Below are 20,387 nucleotides of genomic sequence, written 5' to 3' on the forward strand. Positions count from 1 at the left end.
TGCGTCCTTCTACGCGGTGGGTGTGGTGGTCGCGGCGCGTCCCGCGGCCGTGAATGTGGCGACCTGCTGCGCCGGGGAGCCGTGTCTCACGAGAGCCTCACCCACGAGGATCGCGTCGGCCCCGGCGGAGACGAGCCGCGCCACGTCGGCCGCGGTGAAGATGCCGGACTCCGCCACCTTAACAATGCCGGCCGGAACCCGGCCGGCGAGCGTCTCGAACTGAGCGAGGTCGACCTGCAGGGTCTGCAGATCGCGGTTGTTCACGCCGACGAGCCTGGCGCCGAGTTCCACCGCCGTGTCGACCTCTGCGGCGGTGTGCGCCTCGACCAGGACGGTCAGGTCCAGCGACCGGGCCAGCGCGTACAACGCGCGCAGGTCGGCGTCGGACAGTGCCGCCACGATGAGCAGGACGATGTCCGCACCGGCGGCCCGCGCCTCGATGATCTGATACGGGTCGACGAGGAAGTCCTTGCGCAGGACCGGCACGTCGACCGCGCGCCGCACGGCCACCAGATCGTCCAGGGAGCCCCCGAACCGATGCGGTTCGGTCAGGACGCTGATGGCGGCCGCTCCGCCCGCCGCGTACTCGCCGGCCAGCGCCGCAGGATCGGGGATCGGGGCGAGCGCGCCCTTGCTGGGGCTGGATCGCTTCACCTCGCAGATCGCACCGAACCCCTCGCGCAGGCGCGGCAGGAGAGGCCGTGGCGGCGCGACGGCGTCGAGCCGATCCTCCAAGGTGCCGACCGGGACGGCGATGCGGCGCTCGGCGAGGTCGGACCGGGTGCGTGCGACGATCTCGTCGAGGACCCCCATCTACTGCCCGAACCCGGCGGCGCGCAGGGTGCCGCCGACGATCATCGCGAACAGCACCAGGGCGCCTCCGATCCCGACCACCACCCAGTTGAGGGGCATCATGAACCCGACGGCGGCGACGACGAAGCCGACGGCGGCGAGAGCCGAGCCCCAGATGGCGGCGGGCGATTTCCCGTGGTGGTATTCGCGCTTCTCGCTCATCGGCCGTCCTCTCCTTCTGCCTGCGCCCATTGTGTCTCCTCGGCGTCCGAGGCGCCACCGTCGTCCGCGCCCGCGGTCGTCGGATCGTCTCCTGCGTCCAGTTGCTCCCAGGCCGTCGGATCGGTGCCGGCGGAGCGCTCGAAGCTCCGGGGGGCCGGCCCCGTCCGCGCGAGCAGCGCCGCGCCGACGACGGCGAGCGCGCCGGCGACTCCGAACAGCGCGGGCGCCCACCACTGCACGGTCACGAGCGGCTCCGCGAGGCTGACCGTGCGCAGTTCGGCGCGCGCCGTCTCGGCATCGACGTCGTGACCGAGGACGGCGAGGGCGATCATGGACAGTCCGAGGAGACCCACGAGCACCGCCATCGCCACCCGGCCCCAGCGTCGCAGGGCGAGCAGGGCGAGCCAGCCCGCCAGCAGCGTCAGCGCGAGGGCCTGGCCCAGGCCGCCCGTCACGTCGACGCCGCTGAGGTCCAGGTCGTAGCCCCCGCCGGACACCTTCGCCCACGGCAGGTTGACCGCGACGAGCGCGAGCACGCCGCCGAGCAGCGGCAGGACGCGTCTCATCCCCGGGCCACCGCGCGCAGCGTGTTCGCCTCACGCACCGCCTCGATCACCGCCCCGGCCTTGTTCTGCGATTCGGCGTTCTCGCTGGCAGGGTCGGAGTCGGCGACGATCCCCGCGCCCGCCTGCACGTACGCGACGCCGCCGCGCAGCACGGCCGTGCGGATGGCGATCGCCATGTCGGAGTCGCCGGCGAAGTCGAAGTACCCCACCACACCGCCGTAGACACCGCGTCGGGATGCCTCCAGGCGGTCGATGATCTCCATCGCACGCACCTTCGGCGCCCCGGACAACGTCCCGGCCGGGAAGCAGGCCAGCGTCGCGTCGAGGGCCGTGCAGCCGGGTGCGAGGCGTCCGGTCACGGCGGCCTCCAGGTGCATCACATGGCTGTAGCGGCGGACCTTCATGAACTCGGTCACCGCGACCGTCCCGGGAACGCACACCCGGCCCAGGTCGTTGCGGCCGAGGTCGACCAGCATCAGGTGCTCCGCGGCCTCCTTCTCGTCGGCGAGCAGGTCGGCCTCGTAGGCGGCGTCCTCCTCGGGCGTCGCGCCGCGCGGCTTCGTGCCCGCGATCGGGTGGGTGGTGGCGCGTCCGCGGCTGACCTGGACGAGGGCCTCGGGGCTCGACCCGACGATGTCGAACTCGGGGTGCCGCAGCAGGTACAGGTACGGGCTGGGGTTCTTGCGCCGCAGGATCCGGTACACGTCCAGTGCATCGGCCGGGCACGCGACCTCGAACCGCTGGCTGGGGACGATCTGGAAGGCCTCCCCCGCCCGAATCTCCTCCACGGCGTCGCGCACGAGCTGCGCGAACTCCTCGGGTGTGCGCTGTCGCGTCACCGGCCAGGCCGCGGAGTCCCCGGTCAGCTCCGCGGCGAGTGGCGTCGCCGGCGCGGCGAGCGTCGCCACCATGGCCCGCACGCGATCGACCGCCGCCGCGTAGGCGGCTTCGGCCCGTTCCGGCGAGCCGTCGTAGTTGATCGCGTTCGAGATCAGCCACACCTCGCCGGCATGGTGGTCGACGACGGCCATGTCCCGCACCAGCAGCAGCCCGAGCTCGGGCAGGTGCAGGTCGTCGACGGTCGTATCGGGCAGGACTTCGAGCCTGCGCACCGCGTCGTACCCGAGGAACCCCACCATCCCCGACGTGAGCGGCGGCAGGTCCGGGTCGCGCTCGGTGTGCAGCAGGGCGAGGGTCTCGCGCAGGACCTGCAGCGGATCGCCGCCGGAGGGCAGGCCGGCCACGGCGGCGCCGGTCCACGTCGCCTCGCCGTCCGTCACCCCGAGCATGGCCGCGGACTCGACGCCGATGAACGAGTAGCGCGACCACACGCCGTTGTCGGCGGACTCGAACAGGAACGTGCCAGGTCTCGTCCCGCACAGCCGGTGGTACAGGCCGACCGGCGTGAGGTCGTCGGCGACGAGGCGGGTTCGGACGCTGATGACGCGACGGTGGGCGGCGAGTTCCAGGAACTCGGCGGGCGTCGGGGAGATCGTCGTCATTCGGCGTCCTCCAGGAGAACGGTGGCCGTGAAGCACGAGGCGGTGCCCGTGTGGCACGCGGGCCCGGTCTGGTCGACCCGGTAGAGAACGGTGTCCCCATCGCAGTCGAGCCGCACCTCGCGCACGTGTTGCACATTGCCGCTGGTGAGCCCCTTGATCCACAGCTCCTGCCTGCTGCGCGACCAGTACGTCCCCTGTCGGGAGGCCAGCGTGTGGGCGAGGGCGTCCTCGTTCGCCCAGGCCATCATGAGGACGGCGCCGCTGGTGGCGTCCTGCACGACGACCGGCACGAGCCCGTCGGAGGTCAGCTTGAGACGGGAGGAGACGGCTGGATCGAGAGTGGTCACCCAGACATTGTGGCCGATCATGCCGATGGAGCCCGTCGGGGCCACGACCCGGCGAGCTGAACGTCCTCACGGACCCGATCGTTGAGCCTGTCGAAACGATCACAGACCGCACGAGGCCCCGTCAACAAGCGCACCAACCCGATCGTTGAGCCTGTCGAAACGATCACGAACCGCACGAAGTCCTTTCGACAAGCTCAAGGACCGGTGGCTGGAAGCTCACGGACCCGGTGACAGACTGGAAGCTCACGGACCCGATCGTTGAGCCTGTCGAAACGATCACGAACCGCACGAAGTCCCTTCGACAAGCTCAAGGACCGGTGGCTGGAAGCTCCAGGACCCGGTGACTGGAAGCTCACGGAACCGATCGTTGAGCCTGTCGAAACGATCACGAACCGCACGAAGTCCCTTCGACAAGCTCACGGACCGGTGGCTGGAAGCTCACGGACCCGGTGACTGGAAGCTCACGGAACCGATCGTTGAGCCTGTCGAAACGATCACGAACCGCACGAGGTCCTTTCGACAAGCTCACGGACCGTCTGTTCGACGGGGCTGCGCGGCATCCGTCCGCGGGCGGCTGCGGCTCAGCGCCGGCAACTCGTCGTGGCGCCCCTCGATGAGGGCGAGCCGCTTCGCTCGTCCCCAACCGTGCACCTTCCGTTCGAGGGCATAGGCTTCCGCGATCGACGCGAACTCGGCTGCATAGACGAGTTCCACGGGCAGTCGTCTGCTGGTGTACACGGAGCCCCGGCCCATCGCGTGCTGTGCGAGGCGCTCGTTCAGGTCCGTCGTGCTTCCCACGTACAGGGAGCCGTCGCCGCAGCGGAGGATATACATTGCTGGCACGTCGAAATTCTCGTTGACTCCAGAGGCCTCCGCGAGGTTGTCCACAGGTTTTCTTTTGAGGCGAAGTCCTTTCGACAAGCTCAAGGACCGTGGCCACAAGCTCAAGGACCGGGACCACAAGCTCAAGGACCGTGACGACAGGCCCAAGGACCGCCACGATGGACCCCGCCACGGCGAGGCCTGTTGTTCGGCGCTGGCTAGAGTTCGCTGCATGAACGACGCCCGGTCCGAACGCGCTGCCCTCTGTGATCTGCTCCTCGTCACCGGGCCGAACGCGCCCACCTTGTGCGAAGGGTGGACGACGCGCGACCTCGTGACCCATCTCGTGCTGCGCGACTCCGACCCCGTGGCCACCGCCGGCATGTTCCTGCCACCGTTCGCCGGGCTGTTGAAACGCCGCTCCTATGAGCTCAGCGTCCGCACCGCGTACCCCGATCTCGTCGAACGGCTTCGGCGGGGCCCGCGAGGGCTGTCCCCGTTCCGCATCCCCGCCGTCGACGCCGCGGCCAATCTGACCGAGTTCTTCATCCACCTCGAGGACGTCCGCCGCGGCGGCGGCGATCCCCTGCCGCCACGCGTGTTGCCCGCGGCGTTCGAGGACCTCCTGTGGCGCCAGTTGCGGCTGATGTCGCGCATGATGTTCCGCAAGGCGACTGCCGGGGTCGTTCTCGAACGCGAGACCGGCGAGACGCTGCGGGCCCGCCCCGGCAGCCCGATCGTCCATCTCGTGGGGCGGCCCGGCGAACTCGTCCTCTACATCTCGGGTCGGACGACCGCCGCGCAGGTCGAGGTGATCGGCGAGCAGGTCGCCGTCGCCGACATCACCGGCGGCCTGGGCCTCTGACCGAAGGTCCCTTCGATCAGCTCAAGGACCGGCGGCAGGGTGGCTGAGCTTGTCGAAACCACCGAAGCCTCTTCGACAGGCTCAAGGACCGGCGGACGATGGGCTCAGGGACCCGATTCCGGGCGCGGAGTAGTTCTGGTGCAAAGTGCAAGAAATCTCCGTCCGAAGCGTGGCGGACACGCCCGGCGTCCGGCGCGGGATGCGACGATAACCGTCGTGCGCGTCTACAACTTCTCCGCGGGTCCCGCGATGCTGCCCCTGCCCGTCCTCGAACAGGCCCAGGCCGAGTTGACCGACTGGCAGGGTTCCGGCATGTCCGTGATGGAGGACAGTCACCGCGGCAAGGCGTTCGTCGCCTGCGCCGCCGCGGCCGAGGAGAAGTTCCGCCAGGTGCTCTCGATCCCCGACACCTACCGCGTCCTGTTCCTGCAGGGCGGGGCCACCGGGCAGTTCGCGGCCGTCCCGATGAACATCGGCACGACCGGCTCGGCGGCGTATCTCAACACCGGCCAGTGGTCGAAGAAGGCGATCGCCGAGGCCCGGAAGTACGTCTCGGTCGACGTCGTCGCCGATGAGGCGGCGAGCTCCTACACGACCGTCCCCGAGGCCGGCTCGTTCACCGTCCCCGCATCGGCGGCGTACCTGCACTACACGCCCAACGAGACGATCGGCGGCGTCGCGTTCGACTACGTGCCCGAGGCGGATGTGCCGCTCGTCGGGGACTTCTCCTCGACCATCGCGTCGCGTCCGCTCGATGTCTCCTCCTTCGGCGTCGTGTACGCAGGCACCCAGAAGAACCTCGGGCCCGCCGGGCTCGCCGTCGTCATCGTCCGCGACGATCTCATCGGCTCGGCGCGACCCGACACGCCCGCGGTGTGGGACTACGGCGTCATGGCGAAGTCCGACTCGATGACCAACACGCCGCCGACCTTCACCTGGTACCTGCTCGGGCTCATCCTCGACTGGATCATCGCCGAGGGCGGAGTCGCCGAGATGGAGCGCCGCAACGCCGCGAAGGCCGAAGCGCTGTACGGCTACGTCGACGCGTCCAGCTTCTACGCCAATCCGGTCGCGCGGAACGCGCGGAGCTGGATGAACGTACCGTTCACCCTTGCCGACCCCGCGTTGGACGCCGCATTCCTGGCCGGCGCCCAGGACGCGGGCATGACGAACCTCAAGGGTCACCGCTCGGTCGGCGGCATGCGGGCGTCGATCTACAACGCGATGCCGATGGAGGGCGTCACGACGCTCATCGACTACATGCGGGAGTTCGAGCGGACCTCCGCCTGACACCCGTCCCTGCAGTTTCTCCTGCGGACCCACGACTCGCGGACCCACGACAAGAAGAGGCACATGATCCACCGCATCCGCACCCTGAACGCCATCAGCCCGTCGGGCCTCAACCGGTTCCCGCATGACTTCGAGGTCGGCCCCGACGTTGCCGATCCGGAGGCGTTGCTCGTCCGGTCGGCCAACCTGCACGGGCTGGAGATCCCCGGCTCCGTGCTCGCCGTGGCCCGCGCCGGCGCCGGGACCAACAACATCCCGATCCCCGCGATGTCCGAGCGCGGCGTGCCCGTGTTCAACACCCCGGGGGCGAACGCCAACGCAGTGAAGGAGCTCGTGATCGGCGGTCTCCTCACCGCGGCGCGCTCCCTCGTGGCCGGTGCCGCGTATTCCCGTTCGCTGGCGGGCTCCGACGCCGAGATCGAGGCGGCCGTCGAGAAGGGCAAGAAGCAGTTCGTCGGCTTCGAGCTGCCCGGCCGCACGATGGGCGTCATCGGGCTGGGCGCAATCGGCGTCCTGGTCGCCAATGCCGCCGTGGCCCTCGGCATGCGCGTCATCGGGTACGACCCCAAGGTCACCGTCGAGCGCGCCTGGCAGCTCTCCGCCTCCGTCGAGCATGCGGCCTCGCTCGACGAGGTGTTCAAGCGCGCCGACGTCGTCACGACGCATGTCCCGCTGCTCGACGGCACCCGGGGGCTGGTCTCCTACGAGCGGCTCGCCCTGCGCAAGCGGCCGCGCATCCTCCTCAACTTCGCGCGAGGGCCGATCGTCGACGAGGCCGGCGTGCTCCGGGCCCTCGACGAAGGGCTGCTGCGTGCGTACGTGTGCGACTTCCCGAGCGCCGCGCTCAACGCCCATCCCAAGGTCCTCGCGTTCCCGCATCTCGGCGCCTCGACGAACGAGGCCGAGGAGAACTGCGCGGTGATGGCCGTCGAGTCGCTCTCGGCGTTCCTGCTCGACGGGACGATCGTCAACAGCGTGAACTTCCCCGCGGCGTCCCTGCCGCGCGCCGAGGGCACCACCCGGCTCGCGATCGCCAACAGCAACGTGCCGAACATGGTCGGCCAGATGTCGACGCTGCTGGCCGATCGGGGCCACAACATCGCGGACCTGCTGAACAAGTCGCGGGGCGAGATCGCCTACACCCTCATCGACATCGAGGGCGAGGTGTCCTCCGACCTGCTCGACCACATCCGGGCGATCGAGGGCGTGCTGTCCGCTCGCCTCATCAACGGGCACACCGCCCCGACGAACTGATCGACCGGCGACGCCGGGTGCCGCGGGACCCCGTCCCCGGCGCCTGAGCGAACCGCTTTCCCCCTCCCCGTCTTCACGGCCCGTCCGCTCTTATTCGGCCCGCCACGCGGCGTGCCGGCCTCCCGGAGCGGGCGGGCCCTTTGCACAGCGGCGATACAGCAACCCGACAGGAGGCACCGGCGCCTCCGGGGTCGCTCCACACCCGATCCGACTGTTCACCCTAGCCACCGGGGGTATTTACCCACCCTTTGACCTCTGGTCCGGGTGACCGGTGTTCAATCCTGGTGGCACGAACAGTTGGTCAGCGTGCCCCGGGGGACGACCCTGGCGGCACCCGATCCGAAGGTGTGGACATGAATGCAGGTGGGTCGCCGGTAGGGCTGCTCGAGCCCGATCGGCGTACCCCCGAAGAGCCCGTCGAGCACAGACGCCGGCTCTCCACGCGCCACTCCCTCGGCGATCGGATCTTCCGCCGCGCCGCGTTCGGCGCCGGCTCCGTCACGGTCCTCCTGATGCTCGCCGTCGGGGTGTTCCTGCTGCTGCGGGCCACCGACGCCCTCCGCGTCGCCGGCTGGTCCTTCCTGACCGAGCAGCAGTGGTCTCCGGAGACCGCGACGTTCGGCGTCGCCGCCATCCTCTTCGGAACGGTGTCCATCGCTCTCATCGCGCTCGTGGAGAGCGTCCCGCTCTCGCTGGGCACCGCGCTGCTCCTGTCCGAGGTCGTCGGCGCCAAGGTCAAGGGCTTCCTCGTCTCGCTGGTCGACCTCATGGCGGCGGTCCCGAGCATCGTCTTCGGCCTGTGGGGCGTCTACTTCCTCCAAGGCGCGATCATCCCGGTCTCGGAGTGGATCTCCACCTCGTTCGGGTGGATCCCGATCTTCGCGGTGACCGATGCCGACGGCCTGCCGTTCACCGAGGCCAGTGCGTTCACCTCGTCGGCGTTCATCGCCGGGATCGTCGTCGGGTTCATGGTCGTCCCCACGCAGACCTCGATCATGCGCGAGGCGTTCTCGCGCGCTCCGATCGGGGAGCGGGAGGGCGCCTACGCGCTGGGGGCGACGCGCCTGGGCATGATCCGCACCGTCGTCCTGCCGTTCGGCAAGGGCGGGATCATCGGCGGCACCATGCTCGGCCTGGGACGCGCGCTCGGCGAGACGATCGCCGTCTACATGATCATCTCGCCGATCTTCACGGTCAACTGGCAGGTGCTGAAGACCGGCACGAACTCCGTCTCGGCGCTCATCGCACTGCGGTACGGCGAGGCCAGCGAGTTCGGGCTGTCCGCGTTGATGGCGGCAGGACTGGTCCTGTTCGTGGTGACGCTGGTCATCAACTTCACCGCGTCGTCGATCGTCGCCCGGTCCCGATCGGGGGCCGAGAGCGATGACTGACCTGCTGCAGCCCGACACGCGCCCGCGGACCACGCTTCACACCGACGCCGGGACGGCTCCGGACGGGCCCCGCCGGGGCGTGCGCGGCTCCACCGCACGACAGCGGTACGACCTGATCGGCGCCGGAGTGGCCGGCGCTGCGCTCGCCGGACTGCTGTTCGGGTGGTTCGCCCCCTTGTCGGGGGCGATCGGCTGGGTGGTCGTCGCCTTCCTCGCGTTCCTCGGCCTGTACGTCCTGCTCGTCTCGCTGGACTCCGACGGCCAAGACGTCCGGGACCGGCTCGCCACGGTGCTCTTCGGGAGCAGCGGGGTCATCCTCTTCGGCACGCTGGTGTTCATCGTCGTCTACACGCTGACGCGCGGGCTGGAGGCGCTGGCGCACCCCAACCTGTTCTTCGAGACGATGGAGTTCGCCGGGCCGCTCGATCCCCTCTCCACGGGCGGCATCGCGCATGCCATCGTCGGCACCCTGATCCAGATCTCCATCGCCCTGCTCATCACCGTGCCGCTGGGCATCGGCACCGCCGTGTTCCTGAACGAGGTCGGCGGTCGCTTCGCCCGGTTCGTACGCACCGTCTCCGACGCGATGACGGCGCTGCCCTCGATCGTGGCCGGGCTGTTCGTCTACGCCGCCGTCATCCAGGGCATCACGCACGAGCGGTCGGGTTTCGCCGCGGCGCTCGCCATCACCGTGATGATGCTGCCGATCGTCATCCGCTCCGCCGATGTCGTCCTGCGACTGGTGCCGCAGAACCTGCGGGAGGCGTCCTACGCCCTCGGCTCGTCGCGGTGGCGCACGGTCTGGCACGTGGTGCTCCCCACGGCCCGTTCCGGCCTGGTGACGGCGGTCATCCTCGGAACGGCCCGCGGCATCGGCGAGACCAGCCCGGTGCTGCTGACCTCGGGGGTGACCGGCGCGATGAACACGAACCCGTTCTCCGGGCCGATGATCTCGCTGCCGCTGCAGGTGTTCGACTTCGTCCGCTCGCCGGAGCCCGGCATGGTCGCGCGCGGTTTCGGCACGGCCGCGGTGCTGCTCGTGCTCGTCCTGGCCCTGTTCATGGCGGCGCGGGCGCTCGGTGGGCGGGCCCCGGGCGACCTGTCGAGCCGGCAGCGTCGCGCCGTGCGCAGAGCCTCGGCTCGCGACGAGGAGCGCTTCGCGGGCTACGAACGCCGCCGCGTGATCGCTGCCGCCGCCGGCAACCCGCCTACGGCCCCGGTTCCGCCGGCACCCCGTCCGCCCTCGTCCCTTCCCTCTTCGGTGCAGGAGACCTCATGATCCGACGTCATGTCGCGAGCCGTCTCACGGTGATGGCCGTGCTCTCGCTGGTGTTCTCTCTCACCGGCGGGCTCTCGCCGGCGCGAGCGGAGAGCTACGTCACGATCACCGGGAGCGGCTCGACCTGGTCGCAGAACGCCCTCGACCAGTGGCGCAGCAACGTCGCCCGCAACTACGGCATGACGGTCAACTACAACGGCGTGGGCTCCTCGACCGGACGCAAGGAGTTCGGGATCAACGGCCAGCAGGGCACCGTCGACTTCGCGATCTCCGAGATCCCGTTCCAGAATCCCGCCGAGGACGGGTCCGTCGAGGTTCCCACGCACGGCTATGCCTACATGCCGATCGTGGCCGGCGGCACGTCCTTCATGTACAACCTGAAGATCAACGGCAAGCGGGTGACGAACCTGCGGCTGTCCGGCGAGACGATCACGAAGATCTTCACCGGCGACATCACCAACTGGAACGACGCGGCCATCCAGACCGACAACCCCGCCCTGGCCATGCCGAACAAGAAGATCGTCCCCGTGATCCGCTCCGACGGCTCGGGCACGTCGGCCCAGTTCACCTTGTGGATGAGCAAGCAGTACCCGTCGCTGTGGAAGACGGGCATGACGTCGCAGTTCCCGTCGCGCGGCAACGCCAAGGCCCAGAAGGGGTCGGACGGGGTCGCAGGCTACGTGTCGCAGAACTACGGCGAAGGAGCGATCACGTACGTCGAGTACTCCTACGCGAAGAAGGCCGGCTTCCCGGTGGCGAAGGTGCTCAACAAGTCGGGCTACTACATCGAGCCGACGGCGTCGTCGGTCGCGGTGGCGCTGATGAAGGCCGACATCAACACCACCAAGGGCTCGGCCAACTACCTCACCCAGATCCTGGACGGCGTGTACAACAGCACCGACAGGCGGGCCTACCCGTTGTCGAGCTACTCGTACGCGATCGTGCCCACCGAGACGGGCGGCATCTTCACCACAGACAAGGGAAAGACGCTGGGCGCGTTCATGCGCTACGTCCTGTGCGACGGGCAGCAACAGGCCGACACTCTCGGGTATTCCCCCCTGCCGCTCAACCTCGTGCAGGCCGGCTCCGACCAGATCAAGCGCATCCCGGGCGCCGGGAACACCGGCATCGACACCGACGCCTGCAACAACCCCACCTTCAAGAAGGGCGACAGCTCCACCAAGAACCGTCTTGCGGAGACCGCGGCCTACCCGGCCGACTGTGACAAGGCGGGGAACACCCAATGCACCGGCGGCACGGCCGGAGCGAAACAGGAGACGGCGGTGACCGGCAAGGGCAAAGGCGTGTCCAGCACCGGCAGCAGCTCCGGCAACGGGGGCAGCGGTGGCAGCACCACGGGCAGCACCGGTGGTGGCAACGGCTCCGGGAACAACGGCACCTCCGGCGGTAGCACCAGCAGCGGCACCGACGACAGCGCGAGCTCGGGCGGGAATGTGCCCGTCTACGACGAGGAGGGGAACCTGATCTCAGGCGGGGACTCGGGCGTGGGCGGCGCGGCCGTCGCCAGCCCGTTCACCCTCGCCGCTCCCGGCATGGGCACCGCTCAGTGGCTGATGATCGGATCGTCGATGCTGCTCGTCGGAGCGGTCGTCGCTCCCCCGCTCGTCTCTCAACGCCTGAGAGCGGGATCGAAGAAGGACGGGGGTGGCGGACGTGCGTAGCTCCCAAACGACCGTTGAGCTTGTCGAAGCGACCGTTGAGCCCTTCGACGGGCTCAGGACGGCGCCTGTCGAAACGGTCTCTGTGGCTTCGACAAGCTCAGCCACCGGATCATCGAACCTGTCGAAACGACCGTTGAGCCCTTCGACAAACTCAGCCACCGGATCATCGAACCTGTCGAAACGACCGTTGAGCCCTTCGACGGGCTCAGGACGGCGCCTGTCGAAACGGTCTCTTGCGACGGTCGCAGCACTGGCGGTGACCCTGGGTGCCCTCGGCGCCTTCGGCGGCTTCATCGTCCCGACGCCTGCGGCAGCGGACGGCACCACCACGTCGGCGAAGACCATCACGGCCGCCGACTACTACCAGAACGCGTGGAGCACCGACGCAGAGCGCACAGCCGCCAAGACCGGTGCACCGTTCCCCGACCTGAAGGTCACGATCTCCCAGACCGAGGACCTGATGCAGCAGGGCATCACGCTCAGCTACTCGGGCGGCACGAAGTCGACCGAGCCGCAGGGCACCGTCGTCGGCGGGGAGAGTTTCCTCCAGGTCGCGCAGTGCTGGGGCGATGAGCCGGGCAGCAACGGGACGCGGCCCGACAGACGCACCTGCCAGTACGGCGGTACGAACGGCGGCGGCGCCACGCGGGACGGCTACCGGGACACCGAGAGCGTCGACCCGACCCACGACGCGCAGTACTCGGCCGATGTGGGCGGATACACCTATACCAACACCCCCTTCGTGGGGTACAATGACGGGCTTGTCGTCGACGAAGCGAAAGCCCCCGACGACAAGGTGCTCATCAACACCACCAAGAACACCGCCGGGCAGGTCGTGATGAAGACCGGGTCCGACTACGTGCAGCTCTACAACAACACGTTCTTCAACGCGAACACGACCAATGAGCTCACGTGGGCGCCGTTCGGCTCCGACGGCACGGGATCGGCGCCGTTCGAAGTGCAGACCGCGATGCAGGCGCCCGGGCTGGGTTGCGGAACGCCCATCACCCAGGCCGACGGCTCGGTGAAGGGGCAGTCGTGCTGGCTCGTCGTCATCCCGCGCGGCACGAGCGACAACGGTGCGAACTACATCACGACGTCCGGTCTGTGGTGGGACTCCTGGGAGCACCACATCGCGGTGAAGCTCCAGTTCAAGCCGCTCGGAGTGCGATGCGAGCTCGGTGCCTCCGAGCGACAGCTCGCCGGCAGCGAGTTGATCGCCGAGGCGATCGGCTCGTGGCAACCGGTCGTGTGCCAGGACGCGTCGCCGTTCGTCCTGGCACGGATCCCCGAGTCCGACGCCGCTGCCGCCGCGTCCGGTACGGCGCCGAGCCCGCTGGCATTGACCTCCCGACCTCTCGACCTCGAGCGGGTGTCTGTGGACGAGGATCCGCTGGCTTACGCTCCGGTCGCCCTGGGCGGCGTCACGATCTCCTTCGCGATCGACGCCTGGCCCGCGAGTTCGGCGAAACCCGAATACCAAGCGCGCCGGGGTCTGCCGCTCACCAGCATGAAGCTCACCCCCCGACTGGTCGCCAAACTGCTCACCGCCTCCTACCGCAACGCGATCCCCGCAGGCGCCGATGCCAGCCACCTGGGCTACAAGAGCGCTGCCGAACCCGGCAAGAACCCGTTGTCGATCGTGCTCGACAAGGACTTCCAGGAGATCAACGACCCCGAGTGGGCGGCGCAGAACATCAGCGGCATTTCGGTGTCCGACGCGCTGGAGCCGCTGGGCCGCTCCGATCTGGCGCAGCGGGTCTGGGAGTACGTGCTGGCCGACAAGGAGGCCCGGGAGTGGCTGAACGGCAAGGCCGATCCGTGGGGCATGGTCGTCAACCCGTGCTATTCGACCAATGCGAAGGTCAGCGCCACATGTCCCAAGACCGAGGACGACGCGCCGGACACGGCGCCCCTGGTGCTCCCGCGCGACGACTTCCCGAAGGCCGACCCGTCCTTCAAGCCGGAGATCAACCCCGACCAGGTCGGCGGCAGCGGAGAGGTCAATCTCGTCACGTGGCGGCCCTACACCAGTGGCTTCACCGACGGCGCCTACCGGGTGCTGCGCGGCGACGGCATGATCCTCAGCGGGTGGACGCCGGCCGTCACGGACCCCAAGACGGGAAGCGTCCTCACACCGGGCAAGTTCGGCACGCAGTCGCGCCAATTGCTCGGCAGCCGACAAGTGATCGGAGTCAGCACGTCACCGTCGGCGCAGGCGTACCAGACGGCGACCGCCCTGTTGCGCAACCCGGCCGGGGAGTTCGTCGGCCCGACGACAGCAGGGCTGCAAGCGGCCGCGGCGGCGATGACCGCCACGAAGGAGCAGGCGCAGGTCGTGTCCTTCGACCAGACCTCGGCCACGGCGAAGGCGGCGAAGGACGCCTACCCGCTGGCGATGCCGATCTACGCGGCACTGAACCCCAAGCAGACGGACGCCGCGGCACGCGCTGACTACGCCGACCTCATCAGCTACGCGGCCACCACCGGGCAGAGCCCGGGCACCGACGAGGGGAAACTGCCGGCCGGGTACGCACCGATCCCGAAGGCGTGGCAAGCCCAGGCGTTGAAGGCCGCCGAGGCGATCCGGAAAGGCGCCTGGCCCAGCGATTCCACCCCGAGCCCCGCCACCACGACCTCGCCGTCGAAAGCCGCTCCCAGTGACACGACCTCGGGAACGTCGAGCGGTGACGCGACGCCCTCTCCCGGCTCGCAGGTCTCCGACTCCGCAGGCGCACCGTCGAGCGCCGCGCAGCCCGCCACCGGGGACAACCCGGCGGCAGAGGGCACGCCCGGCGGCAGCCTGCGGGGCTCCGACACACCCGACGACCCGGGCATAGGCGCACTGGGTGCCGCCGTGCCGGCCACAGGCCTCGTCGGCCTGGCCGCCGCCCTGGGCGTCCCCGCGATCTCGCGTTTCCGGCGGTCGCCGTGAAGCGTCCGGTCGCCCCACAGACCACAGGCCGGGGCGTGGAGTGCCACCGGCCTGCGGGGTTGGTTCGCAGTTTCACTGCGTCCCGACCAAGAACCCCTTCACTCGGATCGGAAAGGATCTGTAATGAAGTTTAGTCGTCCCATCGCCCTGGGCGTTGCCGCAGGGCTCGCCATCGGCGCATTCGGTATCGGTGCGCCCACCGCCTCGGCCGAGCCGGTGTCCGACAGCTTCGTGGCTGTCGGCTCCGACACGCTACAGGACGTCATGAACGCGCTCGCCAATGGCACGAACATCACGGGGCCCACCGTTCGTTCGACTGCCAATGGCGCCTACATCGGCTCGTTCGACGCCACCGGTTCCAACTGGATCCAGACGAAGTCGAACGGCGTCCGCTTCGGCCGTCCGAACGGTTCGGGCGACGGCGTCACGGCGCTCAGCCGCTCCATCGACGGGCGGGCCTACAGCTCGGGCACCGTCGGTGGTCCGATCAACGTCACCATCACCGGCCAGGTCGACATCGCCCGCTCCTCGTCGGGCCCGAAGACGCAGGATGCGAACGGCGCGCTGCGCTACATTCCGTTCGGCCGCGATGCGCTGACGTACGCTCATTCGGCTGGCGACAACGCCGCGTTCAATCACATCGACACGGCTGCGCTCAAGAACCTGTTCGACTGCACCGAGACCACCATCGGCGGCGTTACCGTCACCCCGGTGATCCCGCAGGCGGGATCCGGCACCCGCAAGGACTTCCTCGCCAAGATCGGGGTCACCTACGCGAGTGACGTCGTGCCGAGCTGCGTCAAGATCGGCCAGGAGCACGACACGTCGCATCTCGCCGACGGCACGGACTTCCCGGCCAACGCCGTCACGCCGATGTCGGCCGCCCAGTGGGTTGCGCAGAACACGGGCGCGGGCATCGACCGCCGCGGCAACGGCGTCAAGGTCGGCTCGCCGACCGGAATCGCGCCCGTCACCGGTGAAGGCACGGCCATGGTGCCCAACCAGGCCTTCTACAACGACACCACCTGGGGTCGCGACACCTACCTCGTCGTCGAGAACGCTCGCGTGACCTCGGGGGATGCGAAGTACGACGCTGGCCTCGCGAACCTCGTGAGCAGCAGCAACGACAAGCTCGGCAACACGGGCACTGTCGCACCGAGCCAGGCCGGATCGGTGAAGAAGAAGTTCGGCTTCCTCGCCCCGTCAAGCACCACTCCGCTGCGCGCGCCGCTCGCTGACTGACGCCCAGCACACGTGAGAACCAGAAAGGAATCCATAGTGAAGACCACCGTGAAGTGGCGCGCGGCAGCAGTCGGCGTCCTCAGCTTCGCCTTGCTGGCGACCGGGGCGGGGATGGCCCACGCCGCCCCAGGCGACCCCCTCCCTGTCCAGTCCAACGGTTCCAAGAGTTCGTTCTTCCTCTACAACGGGGATTTCGAGCGCGCTGACACCAACCTGAGCACGGTCTTTCATAAGGGCGACACTCTGACCGCTGCGGCCAGCCCCACCGACTTCCTCGCTGACATCAATCCCTCACCGGACCGTCCCGTCAGCGGGGCGGCCACGTTCACCGAGGTCTACCGGTTCATCTCCCTCAAGAACGACGCCGATGTTGCGGGCGGCAAGAACACCTGGAAAGCGTGGGCCGTTGACTCGGCAACCGGTCCGAATGGCGGCACCCAGATGCCGAGCATGTCGCTTGAGTCGTTCGGCCCGCAGGCCCCGGCCGTGATCGCGGCGGGCGGCTCGTACTGGTACGGGATCGCCTACACCATCAACAACGGCGTGACGACTGTCGGCGCGACCTACCGTGAGATCAACATCACGGCCGGGTCGGGCGACTACACCGTCGGCGCGGTCGAGGTCGAGCAGGCTCCGGTCGAGCAGAAGGACACCACCACGACACTGTCGGCCGACAAGACCTCGGTCGAGGCCGGCAGCAGCGTGACCCTCACGGCCAACGTCAGCGCGACCGACGCGACCGTCACGGGCAACGTGCAGTTCTTCGAGGGCTCCAAGTCCCTGGGCAGCGTCGGTCTGGCCAACGGCCAGGCGACGAAGTCGGTCACGGTCAGCCCGGAGGGTGAGCACTCCTACACCGCGAAGTTCGTGGAGAACACGGACTTCAAGGCGTCCGAGTCCGCAGCCGTCGTCGTGACGGCCACCGAGCCGACGGCGCCGGTCGTCCCGAACGCACCCACCGAGAGCGCTCTCAACGAGGGCACCCGGAACGGTGCGACCGCCGCGATCAACGAGAACACCGTCACCTTGACGGTCCCCGCGAGCCTCAACGGCACGACCGTCAACGTGTTCGCCTACTCCACGGCGACGTTCCTCGGCGAGGCCACCGTCACCGACGGACAGCTCACGGTGGATGTCTCCGTCTTGAAGCCCGGTGAGCACAAGCTCGCCATCACCGACCCGACCTCGGGCGACATCCTCGCCTGGGCGGCGTTCAGCAAGACCGCGGCCGCGGTGCAGCCCAGCATCGCCAAGCAGATCAACGCCGAGGTCGCCGCGCTCGAGCCCGCCGACGGCGAGTTCTCGCTGACCAACCTCAGCGGCGACACCGTGACCCTCGCCGATCCGGCGATCGTGAACGGCCAGTCCGTCTCCTCCGGTGCGCTGGGTCAGTTCAAGGTCACCGACCTGCGTCAGGTCTCCAAGCCGGGCTGGACGCTCGGCACCACCGTGCAGCAGTTCACGCTGTCCGGTGGCACCGAGACCATCGAGAACAGCGCCCTCGGCATTGCGCCGCAGAGCGTCAACCAGTCGGGCGGCACCGCCGAGGCTCCGGCGCTCAGCGCAGCGCAGGTGTCCGGGAGCGCCACCTACCCGTGGAACTTCGCCACCCTGGCGGCGGGGAAGTACTCCGGCGTGACGACGTTCGACGCCGACCTGCAGTTCACCGCCCCGCAGGGCAAGCCGGCCGGTACCTACACCTCGACGCTCACGCTGACGCTCATCTCCGAATGAGCCAGGGCCGGATGAACTCGTGCCGGTCGTCGCACTCGACCACATGACCGCATCCGGCTGAGCGGACCATCGACAAGGGTCGTTCGCGCCCGGACCATCTCCCGGGCGCGAACGATCTGCGTCGCCGTCCCGTCATCACGCCGTCTCCTCCTCGTTCGCCATTGTTCAGCCGGTGGCCACCCAACGACCATCCGCTCCTCTCTTCGAGACCACAAGGTGAAGCCATGAACCTCCTGCGTGTCGTCCGCCTTGTCAGGACGCTGTTGACCACCGCGATCCTCGTGCTGTGCGCCGTCGTCGCGCTCCCGGCCGCCTCCGCGCGAGCCGACGACACCACCGGCATCGCCATCGCTCCGGTCAGCGCCAAGGGCGTGACCGATGGACGCAGTCGCTTCACCTACCAGGTCGACCCCGGGCAGAAGCTCACCGATCACGTCCGGGTCAGCAACGCCGGCACGACGTCGATCAAGGTCACCGTCTTCGCCACGGACGCCTACAACGCCGACAACGGCGACTTCGCCCTGCGCGACACGGCCGAGAAGGCGACCGGCGCCGGGTCGTGGGTCAGCTTCGGCGGAAAGCCGAAGCTGACGCTCACCCTCACCCGCGGCCAGAGCAGAGTCATCCCGTTCACCGTCACCGTGCCCAAGGACGCGACACCCGGTGACCACCCCGGCGGCGTCGTGGCATCGGCCACCCAGGTGGGCGACATCACCGTCGAGCGGCGCATCGCGAACCGGATGTACGTGCGGGTGTCCGGCGACCTCCAGCCCAACCTCACCATCAGCAGCCTCTCCGGCGCCCACAAGAGCGGCCTCAACCCCGCCGACGGCTCGGTGACCGTGACCGCCACCATCACCAACAGCGGCAACGTGGCGCTCGAAGGCGTCCTCACCCTGTCGGCGAGCACCTGGTTCGGGATCGGTGTCGGGGAGACCACGCGTCAGCCGCTCTCGGAGATCCTGCCCGGCAACACCAGAACGGTGGTCGTCGAACTGGCCGGAGTACCACAGGCCGGCTACGCCCAGGTCAAGCTGCTGCTCCAGTCCGGCATCTCCGGAGACGCCCCCGACCCCGGGCCGCTCCCAGTGGTCGAACGAGACGTCTTCGTGTTCGCCGTACCGTGGATCGTCCTCGGCGTGCTGGCACTGGCCGTCGCCGTATGGCTGGTGCTGCGCTGGCGTCGCCGCCGCGACGCGAAGCGCGCCGCCGAATGGCTCGCCTACACCGAGGCCGAGGCGAGACGGCAGGCAACCCAGGCAGCCTCGGCCGCCCCCGAGGCACCTCCGGGGCAGAGTCCCCCGGACACCGGACAGCCCCCGTCCCCGCACGACATCCCTTCCGACCCGTACGGAAGCGGCCGGGAGGGCACGCGTTGACGCGCCGATGGACGACAGCGCCCCTGACAGCGTCGCTGGCCATTCTCGTGGCCGCGGCGCTGCCGGTCCTCGCACCGAAGGCGCAGGCCGATGAGGCGGACAGAGAAGGCGGCGGTCGCGGCGTCGGCGTCTCGGTGATCGTCGCGAGCACGAGCCCCACGCCGACCGTCACCGCGACCGGCACTCCCCGGCCGAGCCCGGGCACATCGTCCGCGCGGCCCGGGAACGGCGACGACAACGACGACCAGGGCAATGGCGGCCAGGGGGGCAACAGCCAGGGCGGAAACCAGAACGACCAGGGCGGCGGCCAGCCGAGCACGCCCGACCCGTCGGCGTCGCAGACGTCCACGCCCGTCGCCGAACCCGACGGCGCCGGGGGGCTGTCGGAGGACGGGACGCTCTATGTGAGCGGGCTGATCCTCGTCCACAAAGCCTCGCTGAACCCGCTACGCGGGACGCTCCTGCTGCGCCTCACCGTTCGCAACGTCAGCGCCAAGCCCGCCGATGCGACCGCCGTCTTCTGGGTGACCCAGATCTTCGGGGGCACGATCGGCTCGCCGATCACCGTCGAGATCCCGGGTCTTCAGCCCGACGAGACGCGGCCCGTCGAGGTCACGATCGACGGCGTCGGCCAGTGGACCTTCGTCACCGGCCACGCCACGCTCACCAAGAAGACCGGGGACGGTGAGACGCCCGTCGCACCGGTGAACCGTGACATGGCGACGTTCACCCCACCGTGGTTCGTCCTGGTGCTCGCGGCACTCGGCGGTGTCGCCGCCCTCGTCCACCGGCAGCGCAGGTCCGCTCGGCGTACGCACACCTCCAAGCCCGCCGCCGTGGTCAGGACGCCCAAGTGACCGATGGCACTCACCTCTCAGGCCGGCCATCGCCCCACCCCGGCACAGATCCCCGCCGCCTGGCGGGGCCCGGCCTTCCCACGGCCGACGGCGACCTCGGCCGCACCGGCCCACCCCCGCCGTCCGCACCGCCGGGAACGCCCGGACCACCGAAGACAGCCAAGCCCCCAAAACCACCGAGAGCGCCCAAGAAGTCCCGCTCCCCGGGCGCGGCGGCCCCGCGTCCGC

At 69.3% G+C, this 20,387-nt stretch carries 17 protein-coding genes; 11 read left to right on the top strand and 6 right to left on the bottom strand.

The window, feature by feature from the left end:
- Window positions 1-9 precede the first annotated feature (9 nt).
- The 6 genes from trpC to G555_RS0108565 form a co-directional block, all read right to left on the bottom strand.
- Entirely contained in the window at window positions 10-813 is an 804-nt protein-coding gene (gene trpC / locus G555_RS0108540) for an indole-3-glycerol phosphate synthase TrpC (protein WP_028708568.1), read from the bottom strand.
- Window positions 814-1,014, bottom strand: a complete 201-nt coding sequence (locus G555_RS0108545; RefSeq protein ID WP_028708569.1) for an HGxxPAAW family protein — start codon at window positions 1,012-1,014, stop codon at window positions 814-816.
- Window positions 1,011-1,580 (bottom strand): Trp biosynthesis-associated membrane protein, encoded by a 570-nt coding sequence (locus tag G555_RS0108550; protein WP_028708570.1) that lies wholly within the window; start codon window positions 1,578-1,580, stop codon window positions 1,011-1,013. The genes G555_RS0108545 and G555_RS0108550 overlap by 4 nt, the downstream gene beginning before the upstream one ends.
- Entirely contained in the window at window positions 1,577-3,082 is a 1,506-nt protein-coding gene (locus G555_RS0108555; protein ID WP_036921667.1) for an anthranilate synthase component I, read from the bottom strand. Before G555_RS0108555 ends, G555_RS0108550 begins: the two co-directional genes overlap by 4 nt.
- Window positions 3,079-3,429 carry a phosphoribosyl-AMP cyclohydrolase gene (gene hisI, locus G555_RS0108560; protein ID WP_425413831.1) on the bottom strand — a complete coding sequence of 117 codons (351 nt, stop codon included), beginning with the start codon at window positions 3,427-3,429 and terminating at the stop codon, window positions 3,079-3,081. Before hisI ends, G555_RS0108555 begins: the two co-directional genes overlap by 4 nt.
- Window positions 3,430-3,954: 525 nt before the next feature.
- The gene (locus G555_RS0108565; RefSeq protein WP_051208589.1) at window positions 3,955-4,263 is read right to left on the bottom strand and encodes a GIY-YIG nuclease family protein; all 309 of its coding nucleotides are present in this window, start codon (window positions 4,261-4,263) and stop codon (window positions 3,955-3,957) included.
- 220 nt (window positions 4,264-4,483) lie between these two features.
- Here G555_RS0108565 and G555_RS0108570 point away from each other — a divergent pair, with 220 nt between their 5' ends.
- The 11 genes from G555_RS0108570 (at window position 4,484) to G555_RS0108620 (ending at window position 20,159) form a co-directional block, all read left to right on the top strand.
- A complete protein-coding gene (locus tag G555_RS0108570) occupies window positions 4,484-5,116 on the top strand; it encodes a TIGR03085 family metal-binding protein (protein ID WP_028708574.1) in 633 nt (210 codons plus the stop codon).
- 216 nt (window positions 5,117-5,332) lie between these two features.
- A complete protein-coding gene (serC, locus tag G555_RS0108575) occupies window positions 5,333-6,406 on the top strand; it encodes a 3-phosphoserine/phosphohydroxythreonine transaminase (protein ID WP_028708575.1) in 1,074 nt (357 codons plus the stop codon).
- Between the two features lie 63 nt (window positions 6,407-6,469).
- Entirely contained in the window at window positions 6,470-7,660 is a 1,191-nt protein-coding gene (locus G555_RS0108580) for a phosphoglycerate dehydrogenase (protein ID WP_028708576.1), read from the top strand.
- Window positions 7,661-8,013: 353 nt separating this feature from the next.
- Window positions 8,014-9,051, top strand: coding sequence for a phosphate ABC transporter permease subunit PstC (pstC, locus tag G555_RS0108585; protein ID WP_028708577.1), 1,038 nt, complete (start codon window positions 8,014-8,016; stop codon window positions 9,049-9,051).
- Complete coding sequence (gene pstA / locus G555_RS18775; RefSeq protein WP_084634940.1) at window positions 9,044-10,330, top strand: phosphate ABC transporter permease PstA; 1,287 nt, start codon at window positions 9,044-9,046, stop codon at window positions 10,328-10,330. The genes pstC and pstA overlap by 8 nt, the downstream gene beginning before the upstream one ends.
- Window positions 10,327-12,012 carry a phosphate ABC transporter substrate-binding protein PstS gene (gene pstS, locus G555_RS0108595; protein WP_036921670.1) on the top strand — a complete coding sequence of 562 codons (1,686 nt, stop codon included), beginning with the start codon at window positions 10,327-10,329 and terminating at the stop codon, window positions 12,010-12,012. The genes pstA and pstS overlap by 4 nt, the downstream gene beginning before the upstream one ends.
- 256 nt (window positions 12,013-12,268) lie before the next feature.
- Window positions 12,269-14,947 carry a hypothetical protein gene (locus G555_RS0108600; protein ID WP_028708579.1) on the top strand — a complete coding sequence of 893 codons (2,679 nt, stop codon included), beginning with the start codon at window positions 12,269-12,271 and terminating at the stop codon, window positions 14,945-14,947.
- A 123-nt stretch (window positions 14,948-15,070) separates the two neighbouring features.
- Entirely contained in the window at window positions 15,071-16,189 is a 1,119-nt protein-coding gene (locus tag G555_RS0108605; protein ID WP_028708580.1) for a type 2 periplasmic-binding domain-containing protein, read from the top strand.
- 36 nt (window positions 16,190-16,225) lie between these two features.
- On the top strand, window positions 16,226-17,923 hold the full coding sequence (locus G555_RS0108610; RefSeq protein WP_028708581.1) for an Ig-like domain-containing protein: 1,698 nt from the start codon (window positions 16,226-16,228) through the stop codon (window positions 17,921-17,923).
- Between the two features lie 224 nt (window positions 17,924-18,147).
- Window positions 18,148-19,302 (top strand): WxL protein peptidoglycan domain-containing protein, encoded by a 1,155-nt coding sequence (locus G555_RS18780; protein WP_051208590.1) that lies wholly within the window; start codon window positions 18,148-18,150, stop codon window positions 19,300-19,302.
- Window positions 19,299-20,159 (top strand): hypothetical protein, encoded by an 861-nt coding sequence (locus tag G555_RS0108620; protein ID WP_156887480.1) that lies wholly within the window; start codon window positions 19,299-19,301, stop codon window positions 20,157-20,159. Before G555_RS18780 ends, G555_RS0108620 begins: the two co-directional genes overlap by 4 nt.
- Window positions 20,160-20,387: the final 228 nt, after the last annotated feature.

This window comes from Propionicicella superfundia DSM 22317 (genome assembly GCF_000423465.1).
GTDB classification, from domain to species: domain Bacteria; phylum Actinomycetota; class Actinomycetes; order Propionibacteriales; family Propionibacteriaceae; genus Propionicicella; species Propionicicella superfundia.

Bases quoted from the DNA above. Each gene is read 5' to 3' on its own strand.
- trpC (WP_028708568.1), bottom strand. From the start codon at position 813: ATGGGGGTCCTCGACGAGATCGTCGCACGCACCCGGTCCGACCTCGCC.
- G555_RS0108545 (WP_028708569.1), bottom strand. From the start codon at position 1,014: ATGAGCGAGAAGCGCGAATACCACCACGGGAAATCGCCCGCCGCCATC.
- G555_RS0108550 (WP_028708570.1), bottom strand. From the start codon at position 1,580: ATGAGACGCGTCCTGCCGCTGCTCGGCGGCGTGCTCGCGCTCGTCGCG.
- G555_RS0108555 (WP_036921667.1), bottom strand. From the start codon at position 3,082: ATGACGACGATCTCCCCGACGCCCGCCGAGTTCCTGGAACTCGCCGCC.
- G555_RS0108565 (WP_051208589.1), bottom strand. From the start codon at position 4,263: ATGTATATCCTCCGCTGCGGCGACGGCTCCCTGTACGTGGGAAGCACG.
- G555_RS0108570 (WP_028708574.1), top strand. From the start codon at position 4,484: ATGAACGACGCCCGGTCCGAACGCGCTGCCCTCTGTGATCTGCTCCTC.
- G555_RS0108580 (WP_028708576.1), top strand. From the start codon at position 6,470: ATGATCCACCGCATCCGCACCCTGAACGCCATCAGCCCGTCGGGCCTC.
- pstC (WP_028708577.1), top strand. From the start codon at position 8,014: ATGAATGCAGGTGGGTCGCCGGTAGGGCTGCTCGAGCCCGATCGGCGT.
- pstA (WP_084634940.1), top strand. From the start codon at position 9,044: ATGACTGACCTGCTGCAGCCCGACACGCGCCCGCGGACCACGCTTCAC.
- pstS (WP_036921670.1), top strand. From the start codon at position 10,327: ATGATCCGACGTCATGTCGCGAGCCGTCTCACGGTGATGGCCGTGCTC.
- G555_RS0108605 (WP_028708580.1), top strand. From the start codon at position 15,071: ATGAAGTTTAGTCGTCCCATCGCCCTGGGCGTTGCCGCAGGGCTCGCC.
- G555_RS18780 (WP_051208590.1), top strand. From the start codon at position 18,148: ATGAACCTCCTGCGTGTCGTCCGCCTTGTCAGGACGCTGTTGACCACC.